15 protein-coding genes are annotated in these 17,011 nt (G+C 43.7%); 8 read left to right on the top strand and 7 right to left on the bottom strand.

Features of this window, described 5'->3' with window-relative positions:
- Positions 1 to 127: 127 nt before the first annotated feature.
- The 5 genes from ACR63N_RS04080 to ACR63N_RS04060 all read right to left on the bottom strand — a co-directional run bounded on the left by ACR63N_RS04080 (position 128) and on the right by ACR63N_RS04060 (position 6,008).
- Positions 128 to 2,188, bottom strand: a complete 2,061-nt coding sequence (locus ACR63N_RS04080) for a TRAP transporter permease (RefSeq protein ID WP_367103721.1) — start codon at positions 2,186 to 2,188, stop codon at positions 128 to 130.
- Entirely contained in the window at positions 2,163 to 2,723 is a 561-nt protein-coding gene (locus ACR63N_RS04075; RefSeq protein ID WP_367107159.1) for a DUF1850 domain-containing protein, read from the bottom strand. The genes ACR63N_RS04080 and ACR63N_RS04075 overlap by 26 nt, the downstream gene beginning before the upstream one ends.
- A gap of 3 nt (positions 2,724 to 2,726) precedes the next feature.
- The gene (locus ACR63N_RS04070; RefSeq protein WP_367103723.1) at positions 2,727 to 3,779 is read right to left on the bottom strand and encodes a TAXI family TRAP transporter solute-binding subunit; all 1,053 of its coding nucleotides are present in this window, start codon (positions 3,777 to 3,779) and stop codon (positions 2,727 to 2,729) included.
- Between the two features lie 154 nt (positions 3,780 to 3,933).
- On the bottom strand, positions 3,934 to 4,797 hold the full coding sequence (locus tag ACR63N_RS04065) for a DUF547 domain-containing protein (protein ID WP_367107158.1): 864 nt from the start codon (positions 4,795 to 4,797) through the stop codon (positions 3,934 to 3,936).
- Positions 4,798 to 4,892: 95 nt separating this feature from the next.
- The gene (locus tag ACR63N_RS04060; protein ID WP_472782500.1) at positions 4,893 to 6,008 is read right to left on the bottom strand and encodes an FAD-dependent oxidoreductase; all 1,116 of its coding nucleotides are present in this window, start codon (positions 6,006 to 6,008) and stop codon (positions 4,893 to 4,895) included.
- Between the two features lie 218 nt (positions 6,009 to 6,226).
- Between ACR63N_RS04060 and ACR63N_RS04055 the strand changes: the two genes are divergently transcribed.
- The 6 genes from ACR63N_RS04055 (at position 6,227) to ACR63N_RS04030 (ending at position 13,114) form a co-directional block, all read left to right on the top strand.
- Complete coding sequence (locus ACR63N_RS04055; RefSeq protein WP_472782499.1) at positions 6,227 to 7,987, top strand: amidohydrolase; 1,761 nt, start codon at positions 6,227 to 6,229, stop codon at positions 7,985 to 7,987.
- Positions 7,988 to 8,341: 354 nt separating this feature from the next.
- A complete protein-coding gene (locus ACR63N_RS04050) occupies positions 8,342 to 9,304 on the top strand; it encodes an alpha/beta fold hydrolase (RefSeq protein ID WP_367103727.1) in 963 nt (320 codons plus the stop codon).
- Between the two features lie 158 nt (positions 9,305 to 9,462).
- Complete coding sequence (gene dapD, locus ACR63N_RS04045; RefSeq protein ID WP_367103728.1) at positions 9,463 to 10,284, top strand: 2,3,4,5-tetrahydropyridine-2,6-dicarboxylate N-succinyltransferase; 822 nt, start codon at positions 9,463 to 9,465, stop codon at positions 10,282 to 10,284.
- A gap of 137 nt (positions 10,285 to 10,421) precedes the next feature.
- Positions 10,422 to 11,162, top strand: coding sequence for a 7-carboxy-7-deazaguanine synthase QueE (gene queE, locus ACR63N_RS04040; protein WP_367103729.1), 741 nt, complete (start codon positions 10,422 to 10,424; stop codon positions 11,160 to 11,162).
- A gap of 98 nt (positions 11,163 to 11,260) precedes the next feature.
- Complete coding sequence (locus ACR63N_RS04035) at positions 11,261 to 12,433, top strand: multidrug resistance efflux transporter family protein (RefSeq protein WP_367103730.1); 1,173 nt, start codon at positions 11,261 to 11,263, stop codon at positions 12,431 to 12,433.
- Positions 12,434 to 12,478: 45 nt separating this feature from the next.
- Positions 12,479 to 13,114: a trimeric intracellular cation channel family protein gene (locus ACR63N_RS04030; protein ID WP_367103807.1), complete on the top strand. Its 636-nt coding sequence runs from the start codon at positions 12,479 to 12,481 to the stop codon at positions 13,112 to 13,114.
- Here ACR63N_RS04030 and recJ read toward each other — a convergent pair.
- On the bottom strand, positions 13,111 to 14,946 hold the full coding sequence (gene recJ / locus ACR63N_RS04025; protein ID WP_367103731.1) for a single-stranded-DNA-specific exonuclease RecJ: 1,836 nt from the start codon (positions 14,944 to 14,946) through the stop codon (positions 13,111 to 13,113). The two genes, ACR63N_RS04030 and recJ, sit on opposite strands and share 4 nt — an antisense overlap.
- A 388-nt stretch (positions 14,947 to 15,334) precedes the next feature.
- Here recJ and ACR63N_RS04020 point away from each other — a divergent pair, with 388 nt between their 5' ends.
- Positions 15,335 to 15,850 (top strand): hypothetical protein, encoded by a 516-nt coding sequence (locus tag ACR63N_RS04020; RefSeq protein WP_367103732.1) that lies wholly within the window; start codon positions 15,335 to 15,337, stop codon positions 15,848 to 15,850.
- Positions 15,851 to 15,974: 124 nt separating this feature from the next.
- The gene (locus tag ACR63N_RS04015; protein ID WP_367107155.1) at positions 15,975 to 16,400 is read left to right on the top strand and encodes a hypothetical protein; all 426 of its coding nucleotides are present in this window, start codon (positions 15,975 to 15,977) and stop codon (positions 16,398 to 16,400) included.
- A gap of 138 nt (positions 16,401 to 16,538) precedes the next feature.
- Here ACR63N_RS04015 and ACR63N_RS04010 read toward each other — a convergent pair whose 3' ends face one another.
- Entirely contained in the window at positions 16,539 to 16,925 is a 387-nt protein-coding gene (locus tag ACR63N_RS04010) for a hypothetical protein (protein WP_367103734.1), read from the bottom strand.
- Between the last annotated feature and the right edge of the window lie 86 nt (positions 16,926 to 17,011).

Raw genomic sequence — 17,011 nt, 5'->3', positions numbered from 1 at the left:
AGCGCGTTATCAGCTAGGCTTATTTAGCAAGCTACTCTATAAATCAGGTTTACTGAGACTATAGAGCCTTATCCCTTTGGCAAAACCACACACGATTTTAACCTGTTGCTTTTGAACGTGTTATTCTCTAAGCATTCAGCGGCGCGGATGCTTTCTTACTCGTTTTTATGTTCCAAACTGCGACAATCAATACGATAATCCCGCCGATCAATCCTGTGGTCAGCTCTGGATAAATGAGTAGCAGCGCGCCAATCGCTAATATAACGCGAGTTAGCGGGTTCATAGCGCCTCTAAAGAAACCCTCTAGTGCTGCCCCTAAGGCGATAACGCCAGTAATAGAGGTGACTACCACGGTAGCGATATCCATTAGTGGTGGCAAAGGGAAGTCTTTGGCCGTAACCGCTAAACCTACCGGATCTATCATGAGCATGGTCGGATTATAGATAAACATAAAGGGCACGATAAATCCGGCTAAAGCCAATTTCAGCGATAAAAACCCAGTCTTCATTGGATCGCCACCGGATATACCGGCCCCTGCAAAAGCCGCTAAACAGACTGGTGGAGTAATATTAGCAAAGATACCGAAGTAAAAAACAAACATATGCGCTGACAAAATAGGAATATCAAACCCTGCCAAAGCTGGAGCTGCCATGGTTGCGGTAATGATATAAGCAGGGATAGACGGCAGTCCCATACCGAGTACCATAGACGCCAGCATGGTTAAGATTAAGGTTAGGAATAATGACCCTGCTCCTAAAGTCACAATCGATGAAGTCATCACGGTACCAAAGCTGGTCAGACTCACCACCCCAATAATCACGCCGACTACCGCACAAGCGGCCATCACCGCCAGCGACTGCTTCGCACCATCTTCTAAAGCGCCTAGAATATCTTTAACGCCCATACGCGTCTCTTTACGCAGCATACTAATCACCACGGTAAAACCAATAGTATAAGCAGCGGCATAACCTACGGGTACGTTTTGGATTAATAAGTAAATTAAAAATACAATCGGCAATAACATATGACCGCGCGCTTTTAACACCTCTTTGACTTGCGGTAAGCTCTCTTTAGCCATACCTTTTAAGTCGCGACGTCCGGCACGAAAATGCACTTGCGCGATAACGCCAAGATAATAAAGTACTGCTGGCAACAAAGCAGCAAAAGCAATCGTACTATAAGGTAACCCTGTAGTCTCTGCCATAATAAAGGCACTAGCGCCCATGATTGGCGGCAATATTTGCCCGCCAACGGACGCACTGGCCTCTACTGCACCCGCAAAATCTTTGTGGTAGCCAACCTTCTTCATCAACGGAATGGTAAAAGCGCCAGTACTAACCACATTTGATAAGGCAGAGCCATTAATACTACCCATAAAGCCGCTGGAGATAACCGCAACCTTAGCAGGCCCGCCTTTTTTATCCCCTGCCAGCGCTAGTGCTAAATCATTGAATAGCTGTCCCATACCCGAGCGTGCTAAAAACGCCCCAAACAAAATAAACAAAAAGATAAACGTTACCGAGGCCCCAATCGCGACAGAATACAGGCCTTCGGTTTTTAAAAACAGTTGACCAAAAATATCACCCATATCATAAGGCCGCGTTAGCAGCCGATCCGGCATAAAGTCTAGATGACTAACAAAAGGGTAAGCTAAAAATATACCTGCCAATATCGGCAGAATCCAGCCCGTAATCCGTCGACTACCCTCAAGCACACAGACTACAGTAATGATAGAAAATATGATATCCATCTGATTTGCCATACCGCCACGTGAGGTCACGATATCTTGATACTCGTATATCAGATAGCTCATACCAGATAACGACAGCACAAACCAAATCCAATCATACCAAGCTATTTTCTGACGACTGCTTTTTTTACTGGCGGGAAAAATCAAAAATATTAATGCAAATCCAACGCCGACATGTACAGAGCGCTGCAGCAGGGCGGGCATAGGATTAAAGGTGATGTATAAATGAAAAAGGGAGTATAAAATACAAAGCCCAGCGATAAAATATCTGACTGGGCCTTGGGTGATTTGACGAGTAATAGACTCGCGGTCGTATTTTTCTAATATAGCTTGGTTATGAGCTTGCACCTCAAGCTCAGTTTGAACCTCGTCTTCGGCATGATTGTCGGCATGTATAGGCGCGTTAGTACTATTAGGCTTGATCACTTGCGAGCTCATGGCAAAAATCCTTGTTAAATCTATCCAGTAAACTATAAGCTTTGGGCACGATAACCACTTCTGAATAGTCTGGTACCCATCTATGAATCAAAATTCGATAGTCGCCATAGTCAATCTCGCCCTTGGTGAGCCTTGATACTACCCAGTTCAGCTGCGGCAATTTCTCGTTAATCTGATAGCCAACATAGCCCGGTTTTTGAACAGGCGCAAGTACTTCGGTTGATGGCGTACCAGCGCCAAAAGCTTCAAAATAAGTAGTGGTGAGAAGTAATTCATCACCTGCGCGCTGGTACTGCTCCTCCCACCACTGTTTTTCTACCGAATGCATCCAGCGCAGCTGAAAGTTGGCTTCAGTAAAATAACAGACTTTATCACCAACTTTATTAGTTTCAGCGCTAGTAGCAGCGAACCTATCGCCACTATTAATACGTACTTCAATGACAGGTTGGCGAGCAAAGAGTACCCATAATGCTAAAAAAACCAGTGCAGCAAACAATACTAAGCTAGGAAGTGCTACACCAAATCGTTGGCGCAACCTTTATTGAACCACTTGTTCGTCATAGTACTTTTGCGCGCCCGGATGGATAGGCGCTACCATGCCCTCACTGGCAGTCTCTACGCTGATATCATTAGCTGCTTGGTGCGCGGTTTTTAAACCATCTAGGTTTTCAAATAAAGCCTTGGTCAGCTTATAACCATCGTCTTCAGATAAATCAGAGCGGACCAATAACGCATTCATAATAGCGGCGGTTGGAACAGCGGCGTCATTGCCATAAGTACCCGCTGGAATCTCAAAGGTCTTAAAATAAGGTTTGCTAGCAATAATCTCATTCAGCTTGTTTTGATCAATGGCGACCAATTGCAAATCTAAGCCCTGCTCTAATTCCATCAGTGATGAATTAGGCAGACCACTACTAAAGAACGCCGCTTCGATCTTACCCGCTTTCATCGCATCAGCAGCCTCAGCAAAACCCAAATAATCGACATCAATATCATCATAAGTGATGCCAAACCCTTCTAATAGCGTGCGAGCATTAACCTCAGTTCCAGATCCTTGATCACCAACCGCAATACGTTTACCGCGCAGATCTTCGATGTTTTTGATACCAGAATCTTGCGTGGTCACCACTTGCACCACATTAGGATACAGTACGGCAATTTGTTGAATATTACTTATAGGCTGATCAAAGTTGTTTTCACCAGCGACAGCATCAGTGACTACATCGCTAAGCGCCAGCACCATATCCACTTTACCTTGGGTTAGCAGATTTACGTTTTCGACAGATGCGCCGGTGGTTTGGGTTTTTGAATTGACGCCAAAGGTATTGGCATAAACCTCAGACAACGCTGTACCGATGATATTGTAGGGACCAGAGGCACCGCCCGTTGCTATGGTTACAAATTTAGTTTCAAGTTGACCGCTAGAGTTTGGAGTCTCTGTATTGCTCATTGCTTCAGGAGCCGTGGTATCCGCATCAGCCGTCTCTGTCTCTGAGCTTGGAGAAGAACAAGCGCCAAGCGCTAAAATAGTACTTAGCAAGGCTGATAATAATAGAAAAGATTTTGACTGATTAAACTTATTGTGCAACATCTGCTTCATCCTTGAATAATATTGATCTAATTTAACTAAATGGTTTTAGTTGCGCTGCTTCATAGTATAGTAATTCTTTTATCAAATAAATAGAGGCGGTTTAATGTTAAATTTTTTACTTTATTCTTAAAAGCTATCAAGGTATGGAACTTTATTATTTTTTATTTAACTTCCAATCATAGTTTGTATAGTCAATATTTATCTTGCCGTCTTTTAGTGCCGTAGTTTGTGCTTTATTTAGACCTAAGGCTTGGTTATAGTGACCCAAAAACCCTGCGACGTCATTACTGCCGCGCCAGCCTGATGTAAAGTCCTCTGTGTACCATTTAAAAATAGGCGATACGGTAAGCGTATTGCCTTTGAGGCGATTGCGACTACGATCTGCCAAAAAGTTAACGGTAGCCCCCTCAAGCTGATGGTCCAAACCCTTGCCCATAAAGGCGTCATCTAGCAGCGCAGGACAGCCGATGCTAGCGCAGTTGACCGCAAAGTGGATGCGCGGATCGTTGTAGCGCTTGGAGCCGCGAATGAGGTTATGTTCGATATCATCAAGCGACCTTGTTTTGCCCAGTAACGGCACAAACTCTTGCTTCCACGGCGAGCCAAACAGACCACCGATGTCTTTAATTGATTTAACATTGGGGTACTTGGTCAACACCAAATCTACGGTACCAGCGTTATAGACATTAATTAAAAATGCCAATTGCTCATTTTTGCTCCAGCTATTAAATTCTGACTGACTGATTTTACCCGCCGCATTCAAATAACCTTTGAGCTTGGCTTGATCGGTCTGCATGCCTGCATAATCCACTACAGAGGCTTTGCCGCCATTGGTCATGGTGACATGTTTATTCAACAAGCTATCCCAGCTACTATGATTAAAGTCAGCGTACGCGGCGCTCGATAGCAATATAGAGGCGGCAAGTGTCAACCTAACTGATGAGAGACTAAGTGAGATATTGGGTAATGACATTAAATGAATTCCGCCTGAATCAATGGTATGTTTATTTTTGCTCATAAAATACAGCTAAGCCATCATACCTTATTTAAGGCTAACTATTATTAATAATAACAAGGCGTTGGACGACTATTTTATATGACGACTATTTCATATTAAGACGCCTCGACAAAGCGTTTATCAATCTGGCGCTTTAGCTCCCACACCCAGCGGCCTTGCAAACTATACCTGCCCCAGCTACCAATGGCGTATTTATCACCACAGGACAGCAAATATAAAGTACGCTTTTTGGGCTGATAGTCTTGCAGTGGCGCATTATTCAAATAGGCTAATAAATTATCCGCCTCCACCCTACCCCCAAACACCGCATGTACGCCTGAGTGTGCAACAACCTTGTCAACGCGCGTTGAGGTATCACCGACGGCAAATACATTAGGATGTGAGACACTCTGCTGCGCGCTATTTACCGCTATAAAACCATCTTCTACGGTTTTAATATCGGTATCTCTAGTCCAAGCTGCGCCTGTAACACCCGTTGCGGCAATGACCGCGTCGGCGTTTAATGATTGCGCTGTAGTTAGCAGTCGACCTTCAGAGTAACCTTTAGCGCGCGCGTAAATGATTTCGATATTATGCCGATCAAGCTGTTTGATAACGCGGCGCTTAAAATTTTTGTCGAAGTCAGCGAGCAGCTCATCTCCACAAACTAGCGATATCTTATGGTTACTATTGATGCTTTGTAGAGCGAATTTGGCCGCCATGACTAGTTCTGTTGCCGCAGCTCCAGCCCCAACAACAGCAAGTCGATAAGCTTCTGGTTGCTGAGCGTCAATGAGAATTTGCTGCCAGCGCTCGACAAAATGATGTAATGGGCGAATCGGCACTACCGTATCGGTATGATCTACATCGCCATTTAACCACTGCATAGCCGTATCCGCGCCTGTATTGAGAGACAACAGATCATAATCAAAGCTTTGTTTATCAGTGGTTACAAGCTTATTGGCATCTGCTATCACCTGCCCTACACAGGCTGGCACGAAGCGGACTTTAGCTTTTTGGCACAGTGCCTTAATATCAATACTAATCTCAGCTAGATCATAATGCCCTGCCATCCATCCAGGCAGCATGCCAGAGTAAATAGAATAAGGCTGCTCACTAATTAAAGTAATATCCGTACCGGTTTGGCGATTAGTAGGCAGACGCCGTAGTAAACCGATGTGGGCATGACCGCCTCCGGCTAACAGTAGTTTTTTTATAGCTGTTTTTTTCATAGATTTCTTATTTTTTTTAAAATGAGTTTACAGTACTCTAAATACCTAAAAATACTCTAAAGATCTAAAAAATAGTACCGTAGTGAATAGCACTTCTATACATGACACTTCTATACATGGCATCTTATGTGACAAATGAATAAATAATACCCGCAACCATCAATCAGATAGTTTGTTACTATAATCCAACTATACTAATTACTTACAAGGATGAGTTGATGACCATTGACACTTTATTAAAGCCTGCGTTACTGAGCTTTGGAATCATGACTATTATAGGCTGTACTACCAATCAAAATGTTAATCAAAGTGCAGCTGACCCACTAGCACAAACGTCGGCATCTCAAGCGAGGGTTTATTACAATGGCGATATCATCACTATGACAGGCAATCAGCCAGAGATGGTTGAAGCATTAGTTACTCAGGCTGGCAAAATTGCTTACGTTGGTAGTTTGGGCGAGGCACGCTCAAAGTATAGCAATGCAGCAGCTGTGGATCTAAAGAATCAAACCTTGCTACCAAGTTTTATCGATCCGCACAGTCATTTCGGCATGGTATCGAACACCATGGGCCAAGTGGACCTCAACCCGCCGCCTGTCGGTAACGTCGATAGTATTAATAAAATGCTACAAACGCTAAAGAGCTATAAAGAGGATAATAACATCGCTGATGGCGAATGGATATTTGGCTGGGGTTATGATGAGAGTCAGCTGAGTGAGGATCGTCATCCAACCAAAGAAGATATTGATAAAGTACTGCCCAACAATTTAGTTTATCTGCAACATGCCAGCGGTCATATGGGTGTTGCCAACTCAAATGCCCTAGCTGAGCTTGGCGTTAATGCTGACAGCAAAGCACCTGAGGGCGGCAATATCGCTCGCGTCAAAGGGTCTGATGAGCCAACAGGCTTGGTGCAAGAGACCGCCATGTATCCCTTTGTACGGCGCATGCTTGAAGTGCTAGAACCCAAGCAAGCGGAGTTTTTTGAGCAAACTCAAGACTACTATGCCAGTAACGGTGTGACTACCGCGCAAGATGGTTCAACCAGCCGTGATGCTATTAAGTTTTTCCAATCCCAAGCAGATGCTGGCAAGCTAAAGATTGATCTGGTGGCGCTGGCAGGAGTTAGTGATCTAGATGAGAATTTGGCGGATAAAGATTTTAGATGGAGAACTTATCAAAACGGCTTTAAAGTCCAAGGCACTAAGATTATCGCTGATGGCTCACCGCAAGGTAAAACCGCTTATTTTACCGAGCCTTATCTGACACCAGTAGCTGACTGCGAAAGCGACTGCCGCGGTATCCCAAGCCTTAGTCAAGAGACGCTTAACGAGATGTTCGTTAAAGCCTACGCGCGCGACAATCAGCTCTTTATTCATAACAACGGCGATGCGTCAACCGACATGATTATTGAAGCGCACGAGTATGCGGTTGAGCAAACCGGACAAGCCGCTGACAAAGATCGCCGCACCGTGCCAGTACATGCCCAGTTTGCGCGCCCTGATCAGCTAGAGGCGTTTAAAAAGTATAAGATGGTGCCATCATTTTTTACCAATCATGCCTACTTTTGGGGTGATGTACACGTCAAAAACTTAGGCGAGGCGCGCGCTAACTTCTTAAGCCCTATCGCCACCGCCGATGATATGGGTATTATTTATACCAACCATTCAGACGATACAGTAACCCCTTTAGATCCTTTATTTACCATGTGGACAGCGGTCAATCGCACTTCGCGCTCGGGCAAAATCATTGGTAAGGACGAGCGCGCGACCCCTTACCAGGCGCTCAAAGCTATCACCTCTAATGCCGCTTATGAGTATTATGAAGAGGACAGCAAAGGCTCGCTTACGCCTGGTAAACTAGCTGATTTAGTTATTCTCGACGCCAATCCCTTAACGGTCGATCCCGATAAAATCCGTGATATCAAAGTTACGACAACGATCAAAGAAGGCAAGACCATTTACGTGCGTTCCAAGTAATAACTTATAGTCAGGTCAATACAAAAAACATACAGCAAGACTGATGCAGATTTTGTGCAGCCTTTAGCTGCAACGACATAGCACGTAAGTAAAATTTGTACCAGTCTGGCATTATAATCTAGTGTATCCATTTAACTTAGTATCAACTATATTATAATGACTACCTGATTTTCAAATGAGCATAAACTATCGTAGGGTGCATTCGATGCACTATTTAAAATGCAAATTGAATAATAAAATTTTCTCAAATAAGATTTTTTTTGCTTGCCTAATGAAGCAGTGCTTAATCTACGGCTTCATACTTAAAAAGCACTCTACGATTTAAATTATTAAAATCTATACAAGGAAGCGTTTATGAGTACCAACGATGAGAATAATAACAAAACTAACACCGAGCAAATTACCTCCTCTGATAATGCGCATTATCTGCACCATACCTTTTTTGAGCCTATCGATAGTGATACCGACATAAAAGCAACCCTACTCATCGTGCATGGTATGAGCGAGCACAGCGGCCGTTATAGCGATTTTGCTCAGTTTTTGGCCAATCATGGTATTGCCGTCGCCACTTATGACCAGCTCGGTCATGGACAAACCATTAAAACGCCTGACGAATTAGGATTTTTTGGCATTGAGCATCCGATGCAATCCTTACTCAAAGACGTCATCATCATGGCAGATAGCTTAAAATCTCGTCATCCTGATGTGCCGCACTTTATCATGGGTCACTCGATGGGATCATTTATCGTCCGTACCGTTCTAAAACACCATGCACAAAACTTCGCTGGCGCTATTATTATGGGCACCTCAGATGCCAATCCGTTGATCAAACTATTCATGCCTATCAATAAAATACTAGCTAAAGCCGCCCCCAAAAAGCCCAATGCAGTTTTTGCCAAAATCATGAATAAAGTACTTAATAGCAAGCTTAACAATCGTATCTCAGATTCAGAATTTGCTTGGCTAAACGAAGACCCTACAGCGGTTGCCGCTTATGAGGCCGACCCCTTGACCGGCTTTGACTTTACTAATAATGGTTTTTTGACCCTATTTGCATTGATGCAGGCCAGCTTACATAAAGGTTGGGCTAAAACCGTTTCCAAGGATTTTCCTATGCTGTTTGTCAGCGGCGAGGAGGACCCTATCGGTAATATGGGGCGCGGTGTGCGCAAAGTAATTAGTCATTTAGAGAAGCAAGGTTTTAAGCAGGTTAATATACGTCTATACCCTAACATGCGCCATGAACCGCTGCATGAACAGGATAACCGTACTGTATACCGAGATATTTTAAACTGGTTACGCCATTTATCAGTTTAGGCCATGTTTCGTGATTCACAAATAGACTTCTGTCGCCGACTTCGTTTGCTAAAATATGCTAAATTGGCGACAATACGGCTAGTAATTTTATTTGGCTTCCATTAATAAAGCCTATTGTTAAACTCCATTCTTAACCTTTTCATTTTCTAGGATATTTTATGTCACTACAACAAACAATCGAACAAGCTTTTGAAAACCGCAATGAGTATAGTCCAGCGACTATGCCGCAAGACGTACGTGATGCGATTGAGCAAGTGCTTGAACAGCTTGATAATGGTAGTCTGCGCGTCGCTGAAAAAAAGGATGGCGAATGGGTAGTCAATCAGTGGGCCAAAAAAGCGGTACTGCTATCGTTTCGCTTAAACGACAACTATGCTATGCCAGCAGGCGAGCATATCCAGTTTTATGACAAGGTTCCAACCAAGTTTGCTAATTGGACTGAAGCTCAGTTCAAAGAAGCAGGCGTTCGCGTCGTACCGCCAGCTATCGCACGTAAAGGCTCATACATTGCAGCGGGCGCAGTACTTATGCCCTCTTACGTCAATATCGGTGCGTACGTCGATCAAGGCGCGATGGTTGATACGTGGGCGACGGTAGGTTCATGCGCACAAATCGGCAAAAACGTACATTTATCAGGCGGCGTCGGCATTGGTGGCGTCCTTGAGCCTTTACAAGCTAATCCAACCATTATTGAGGACAACTGCTTTATCGGTGCACGTTCTGAGATCGTTGAAGGCGTGATCGTTGAGGAAGGCGCAGTGATCTCTATGGGCGTCTACATCGGTCAATCGACGCGTATTTATGATCGCGAGACCGGCGAGATTCATCGTGGACGCGTGCCTGCAGGCTCGGTTGTCGTACCCGGTAGCCTACCTTCAAAAGATGGCACACATAGTTTATACGCCGCTATTATCGTCAAAAAGGTTGATGCACAGACTCGCGCTAAGACTGCAGTAAATGAGCTGTTGCGTTTAGATTAAGCCTACTACTATAACGAAGCATTATTCTTAACCGGAAAGATGTTGAAGGGCAACTTCAGCATCTTTTTTAACTTACTTCATCTTATTTGATAAGCGCTCAACCGCTTTATCAATGTTTAACTATATTTGAACCTATTATGAGTGAGCTATCGCTACGAAACCCCTCTATTCCGGTCACTGACCCCGAAGCGGGTCTACGCATTACTGAGATTTTTTACTCACTACAAGGTGAAGCGTTGACCTCAGGCTTGCCGACAGTATTTGTACGCCTGACGGGTTGTCCGCTGCGCTGCGTTTACTGTGACACCGAATACGCCTTTACTGGCGGTGAGCGTCTCTCTTTGGACGCCATTATAGAGACTATTAAAAGCTACCCTTGCAAACGTATTTGCGTGACAGGCGGCGAGCCTTTAGCTCAGCCCAATACTATTGAGCTTATGAAACGTTTGCTTAGTGACAATTATGAAATCTCTTTGGAAACTGCAGGCGCGCTCACCGTAGCCAATGTTCCAGTAGCCGTCAGTAAGGTTATGGATCTAAAAACGCCCAGCTCAGGGGAAGTAGATAGAAATCTGTGGACCAATCTAGATTATCTGACCCCGCATGATCAGATTAAACTTGTCATTATGAACCGCAGCGATTATGAGTGGGCAAAGTTGAAACTCAAAGAGTACAACCTTGATAAACGTGTGGATACGGTTTGGTTCTCTCCTATGTTTGATGTGCCAGATAAAGCCGATCAAATAAGTGTAAATACAAGTCCTGATGTACCGCTACTGGCACGCGAATTAGCAGAATGGATATTAGAAGACGCCCTACCCGTACGCTTTCAATTGCAGCTACATAAAATTATTTGGGCCGATGCTAAGGGTAAATAGCAGAAAACATAAAAATGAGATAAACAAAAAACAACTAAGCAAATCGTTTGTGGTTGGATGCAGAGATATAGCTGTTAATAGCAGACAAGGACACAGGGATGGTCAAACTAATCTTATTGAGCTTATTGGCCGCAGCTTTTTTTAGCTCGACGTTTATTCTAAATGAGTTTATGAGCGCTGCTGGTGGACATTGGTTTTGGTCAGCCAGTTTTCGCTATATGTTTATGTTGCTCATACTCACCGGTATCATTACCCTCCAACATGGCTTTGGACGCATCAAAGGTTTAACCGCTATTTTTCATCAGCATTGGCGGTTTTGGTGTCTCACTGGCAGTATTGGTTTTGGGGTATTTTATACTGGCATTTGCTACGCTGCTGACCATGTTGCAGGTTGGGTAGTTGCTGCCACTTTTATGTCGATAGTGGTCACAAGCTTGCTGGTACTCCTTGCGTTTGGGCAGCGTTTTGATAAAAAGTTTATTATCTATGCGTTATTGGTGTTTGCTGGGGTAATACTGGTCAATATCAGCGAAGGCCTGCATGCCACTGCTTCAACACAACTAATCGCCACCCCAATGACCACCGTACTTTTCTTTGGCGCCCTACCAGCATTAATTGCCGCTTTTAGCTACCCTATTGGCAATCAGCTGGTTTGGCAAGCGTCTTATAACGCTAAAAAACAGCATCTTGCAAACTTAGAGCTTGTAGCCGATGAAAACGTTATGCAACCACTAATGAATGAAACACTCGCTATAACACCGGCTTATAGTGATGATATTTATAGTGAATACAATGATGATGCTTATAATCTAGTAGCAAGAAATACCATTGCACCCCATTTACAAGTCAGCTCGTCAATTAACTTTCAAAAAACGCTGCAAACTCTCATTGATCGAATCCCGACTATTCAGACTGAATTACTACACAACGCTTTTAATAAAGTATGGCTTATGACGCTGGGTAGTTTGCCATTTTGGCTAATCTTGGGCATCATAGTGCGTCCTGCAGCACCCAGCGTCTCGCAACTGTTTAATACGCTGCTTGTCGCATTACTATCCGGGGTAGCCGCAACTAGTATTTTTTTATATGCTCGTGAACGCGCGCAAACGTCAAGTGAGCTGGCAGGCGTTGATGCGGCTCAAGCTGGCGAGGTTGTATTTGCTTTGATTGGTGGCATAATTTTGTTAAACAGTCCACCACCCTCAGCGATGGGGTTATTTGGTATCGGCTTGATTATGTTAGGAATAGTATTATTTGCCAAAAATGGCTAAAGAAAAGCATAGTCATTATGGAATTAACCAGATGAGTACATGACCATGGTCGATGATTTGATTTTCCCTGATATCTTATTGTACTTATTAGATATGATTGGGGTGATTGCCTGTGCTATTGCCGGTACGCTGCTGGCTCAGCACAAAGGCTTCGATATTGCTGGCTGCATTTTAGTATCCATGGTCAATGCTATCGGCGGTGGTACCTTGCGTGATTTGGCGCTAGATCGTCATCCCCTGTTTTGGATGACTGACTTAAACTACTTAATAGTCATCACTATTACCTCCCTCATTCTACAGATATTTTTCCATCTTTATCATAAGATCGACAACGCGCTCAAATTGTTCGATGCCATCGGTTTAGCAGCTTTTAGTGTAATTGGTTTCAAGGTGGCGTTAAATCAAGGAATGTCACCCGCCATTGCCGTTATGATGGGCGTTTGGACCGCTATTATCGGCGGTTTACTACGCGATATTATCTGTAATGAGATACCTTTATTGTTGCAGCGCGAGATTTATATCTCTGCTAGCATCGTAGGTTCGGTAACTTACTTGTTACTCAATTCCTTAGGGGTGAATCCTGGACTAAATGAATTTATCATGCTTGGGGTTATCTTTGCCGTGCGCATGTTGGCACTGCGCTTTGATTGGCATCTACCCTCTATTCGCTTGGTTGATTAGGGCTTAACGACAGCCAAATCTCTTACCATCAATTGCAGACTTTGCTTACCATTCCACTCATTGATATCGAGCTCAAACAATAGATGCACTTGCTCAGCGCGGTAATCCCAAGCACTGCTATCATAATTAAAATAAATAGCATCGATAGGATACTGCACGCCAGGGTAACGCAGTGATAATTTAAGATGCTTATCTTTTAATACCTTAAAGCTTAATACCTCAAAGATACCATCAAACATTGGCGGCGCAAAACCATGACCCCAGATACTAGCATTAGCCAAATGCTCGGCGAATGCTAAGCTAAAATCCTGCGCTTGCAAAGGCCCATCAGTGAATTTTTGCTCAGCAAACACCTCATTGTCAAGTTTTGCCATGACCTTATCAAATGCGGTCACAAAGTCATCGAAGTGACTGCGCTTCAAGGTAAGACCTGCCGCCATGGCATGACCACCAAAATGGCTAATAAGATTAGGGTGCTGCTCCGCTACTTGTTCAATAGCATCGCGAATATGCACGCCAGCAATTGAGCGCGCCGAGCCTTTAATCAAGTCATCATCATTAACCTTTTGCGTGTCTGCTGGCGCAAACACAATACTTGGACGATAATGGCTCTCTTTTAAGCGTCCAGCGACGATACCAATGACGCCTTGGTGCCAATCGTCTTGATACAAAACGATGCTACGCTCGCTATGCTCAGACGTTTTTACGGTAGAAGGTTTACGAATGATGATGTCATTGTCGTTATCTTCATCACCATCACTACTATAAACCTCAGACTGCATACTGCTATCAGCACTCAAGGACTGGACGATGCTATCCGCTTGCGCGCGCATCTCGCCTTCAACTTGCCGGCGACTGCGATTTAACAGCTCAAGCTTGTGCGCTAGACGCTGCGCTGTGCCCCAATCATCAGTCAATAAACACTCAATACCGATACGCATATTATCCATACGCCCAGCAGCATTAATCCGTGGCCCGAGTACAAAACCAAAGTCTTGCGCTTGCATCTGCTTAGGATCACGTCCGGCTTGCTCAAGAAGTGCTAATATCCCTATACAGCAACGCCCTTGACGAATAGCGCTGAGTCCATGATGTACAAGGATACGGTTGTTTTTATCGAGTACGCCTACATCGGCGATAGTACCAAGCGCTACCAAGTCCAGATATTGACTAACTTGTACCGTAGACTTGTCGGCCTCGCGGCGCAGTTTCGCCAAACGTCCGAGCACATAAAAAGCCACCCCGACGCCGACTAATGCTTTACTAGAAAAGCTGCAGTCGAGCTGATTGGGATTGACCACGGCCTCGGCAGGCGGTACCGGTTTGGTCGTCAAATGATGGTCGGTAATAATTACTATAATGCCATCGGCTTGCGCACGCGCTACGCCATCGGTGCTTGAGATGCCATTATCTACGGTCACGATCATGTCCGGCTGATAAGTCTCAATGCCCAATTCGACAATCTCAGGAGTCAAACCATAGCCGTACTTGAAACGATCTGGCACTAAAAAATCAACCTTTGCGCCCATAGCAGTTAAAGCCCGCACCATCAGTGCTGTGCTGGTAGCGCCATCACAATCAAAGTCGCCGACGATTAAAATACGCCAGCCCTTATCAATAGCATCGTCTAAAAGCTGTACTGCGGTCGTGATGCCATGCAGATTTTCAGCAGACAATAAACCGGACAACCCAGTCTGAAGCTCTTCAGGATGCACGATACCGCGCCCTGCATATAGTCGAGCAAGCGTAAATGACTGGGTAGCAAGGTCTTGCAAGGCGGTAGGCAACTCGTCGATACAAGTCGCAGAAGATCGGGGAGTTAAATTTAGCATGAGGGTATTCTACTGGCTTTGATGACTGCTCACAATATTAATTTGTGACCTGAATTTATGACCTTCATTTATAATATTAGCGGGTACTGCTAACTTATAAAAGTTATATATGATCGATGACTGGCCAACCGCTCATCACCGTTTACGTCCTATCACCGCCGCTATATAATGCTCTTGTATTGAGTGTTACAAAAACTGTGCATAGTTACGATATTTTCCTGCATTTTGCTACAAAGCTATGATTGTATGCAGCTTGTAAAACCATAAAATAGTATCAAGTTTAAAAAACAGAAAGCTAAAAATCAAAAAGTTAAAAACTAGAAATTCCCTTAAAACTTAATATATTTTTCAACTACTGTATTTTTCAATTACTTACGAGGATGATTTTATGAAAACCACTCCAGCGGCAGAAAAGCTTCCAAACACTATCGACCCAAATCTAGATTTAGATCAAGTTAGAAAAGAATGTAAAGAACTGGTTAAAAAACGCGCTAAATACTCAGCAGGTGTGGCAGTTATACCTGTTCCTTTCTTCGATGTCGCCGTCGATGCTGGGATGCTCACACAGCTTATACCTGAGATTAGCGAGCGTTTTGGATTGATTGAAGATCGCAAATCAGCGATCGATCTAGAATCACGCGAAGTTCATTGGAGCGCTATCAGAGACCGTACGGTAGATTTTGCCGGTTTGATGGCGACGCGCGGTATTGTTAAAAAGACTATTCAAGGTTTTGGTGGTCGTATCGCAGCCAAGCAGGTGACAAAATTCATTCCTCTTGGTGGGCAGTTGGTTGCCGCGACAATGGGTTACACTATCTTCAAAAAAATTGGTAATGATCATGTTGATGATTGTTATAAGCTTGCCAAAGACATTCAGCAAAAAGAAAGTAGCAAGAATGTTTAAGCAAGAACATTAGTAAACGTTAACAAGACCAGCTAGGATGACTTAGCTGGTCTTTTTATCACTAGCTGTCGTTACTTTTAAATACACTTGTTGTATCTTACTAAAAATCATTTGAGGATAAATCATGAAAAAACTTTTAGCTTCAACTGTCATGCTTGCTACATTCGCTTTAGCCGGATGTACGGCAACAGGACCAAATACCACTGCAGGCACCAATACAGGTAGTAACTCAGGTAACAATACAGGCAACGTTATTGGTAGCGCTAATGAGATGGGCATGAATATCTTTAAAGCCGCTATTGATAACCAGTGCCGCAGTCAAATTGAAAAGCAAAACACGTGGCGTATTGCTAGTACGGCAATGACTGAGGCGCAAGAAGAGGCAGTAAAAAGCAAAGTATGCGGCTGCGTGAGTGAGCAAGCGCCGCAGCAAGTCACCCTCGTGGAATTAGGTAACGCAGCCATAGATACCGAATATCGGGCGAAGTTAGTAACTAGAGTTGTCGCCAAATCGCTACAAAGCTGCTACGGTAGTATTATTGGTGCCTAAATGTTACAAGCTCTAAAAACCTAAGTCTTTAAAAACCTAAGCCTTTAAAAATTAAACTCTTTAAAGTCTAAATACTCCAAAAAAATAGGGTACGTCTATGAGATGACGTACCCTATTTCTATTTTAAAAAGTACAAACCTAGTATTTATCGGCTTCGGTAATCACAGCGTTTGAATTGTCTGGCAAAGGGGCCGTTGGAGGTAAAACTTTAGTGCTACGAAAGTATTTAGATTGACCATCTATAATCTCATTAACGCTGTCGATTATATCGTCGATAACATCATCATACAAACCGTGATGCAGTTCGGTTTCAAAATCAGTAAAGGGATGTTTACGGGCAGCAGCTCGTACATCAGTAATACCTTGCTTGCTATAGAAGACGTTAACGCTACCATCGCTATTCAAAATGCAAGTTAAATCCCCTTCGTCAACGATCATATCCATACGCTTAGGCGTAAAAATATAATCTTCAACATCAAGCAGTTGTTTCTCTACACTTTTCTGAAATAATGATTTTACATCCATTATAGTAATATCCTTATGGTTTAAATTTATAAAATTAAACAGCTAATATAGCTTTATAAAGTACCAATTAATACTATAGGAATAAC

The sequence above is a fragment of the Psychrobacter sp. M4 genome (assembly GCF_055699795.1).
The sequence above is the reverse complement of the archived record's forward strand: the minus strand, read 5'-3'. Positions and strand labels throughout refer to the sequence as shown.

Coding starts and splice junctions, on each gene's coding strand:
- ACR63N_RS04080 (WP_367103721.1), bottom strand. CDS start 2,188: ATGAGCTCGCAAGTGATCAAGCCTAATAGTACTAACGCGCCTATACAT.
- queE (WP_367103729.1), top strand. CDS start 10,422: ATGAGTGAGCTATCGCTACGAAACCCCTCTATTCCGGTCACTGACCCC.
- ACR63N_RS04050 (WP_367103727.1), top strand. CDS start 8,342: ATGAGTACCAACGATGAGAATAATAACAAAACTAACACCGAGCAAATT.
- ACR63N_RS04015 (WP_367107155.1), top strand. CDS start 15,975: ATGAAAAAACTTTTAGCTTCAACTGTCATGCTTGCTACATTCGCTTTA.
- ACR63N_RS04020 (WP_367103732.1), top strand. CDS start 15,335: ATGAAAACCACTCCAGCGGCAGAAAAGCTTCCAAACACTATCGACCCA.
- ACR63N_RS04065 (WP_367107158.1), bottom strand. CDS start 4,797: ATGAGCAAAAATAAACATACCATTGATTCAGGCGGAATTCATTTAATG.
- ACR63N_RS04060 (WP_472782500.1), bottom strand. CDS start 6,008: ATGAAAAAAACAGCTATAAAAAAACTACTGTTAGCCGGAGGCGGTCAT.
- dapD (WP_367103728.1), top strand. CDS start 9,463: ATGTCACTACAACAAACAATCGAACAAGCTTTTGAAAACCGCAATGAG.
- ACR63N_RS04010 (WP_367103734.1), bottom strand. CDS start 16,925: ATGGATGTAAAATCATTATTTCAGAAAAGTGTAGAGAAACAACTGCTT.
- ACR63N_RS04070 (WP_367103723.1), bottom strand. CDS start 3,779: ATGTTGCACAATAAGTTTAATCAGTCAAAATCTTTTCTATTATTATCA.
- recJ (WP_367103731.1), bottom strand. CDS start 14,946: ATGCTAAATTTAACTCCCCGATCTTCTGCGACTTGTATCGACGAGTTG.
- ACR63N_RS04030 (WP_367103807.1), top strand. CDS start 12,479: ATGGTCGATGATTTGATTTTCCCTGATATCTTATTGTACTTATTAGAT.
- ACR63N_RS04055 (WP_472782499.1), top strand. CDS start 6,227: ATGACCATTGACACTTTATTAAAGCCTGCGTTACTGAGCTTTGGAATC.
- ACR63N_RS04035 (WP_367103730.1), top strand. CDS start 11,261: ATGGTCAAACTAATCTTATTGAGCTTATTGGCCGCAGCTTTTTTTAGC.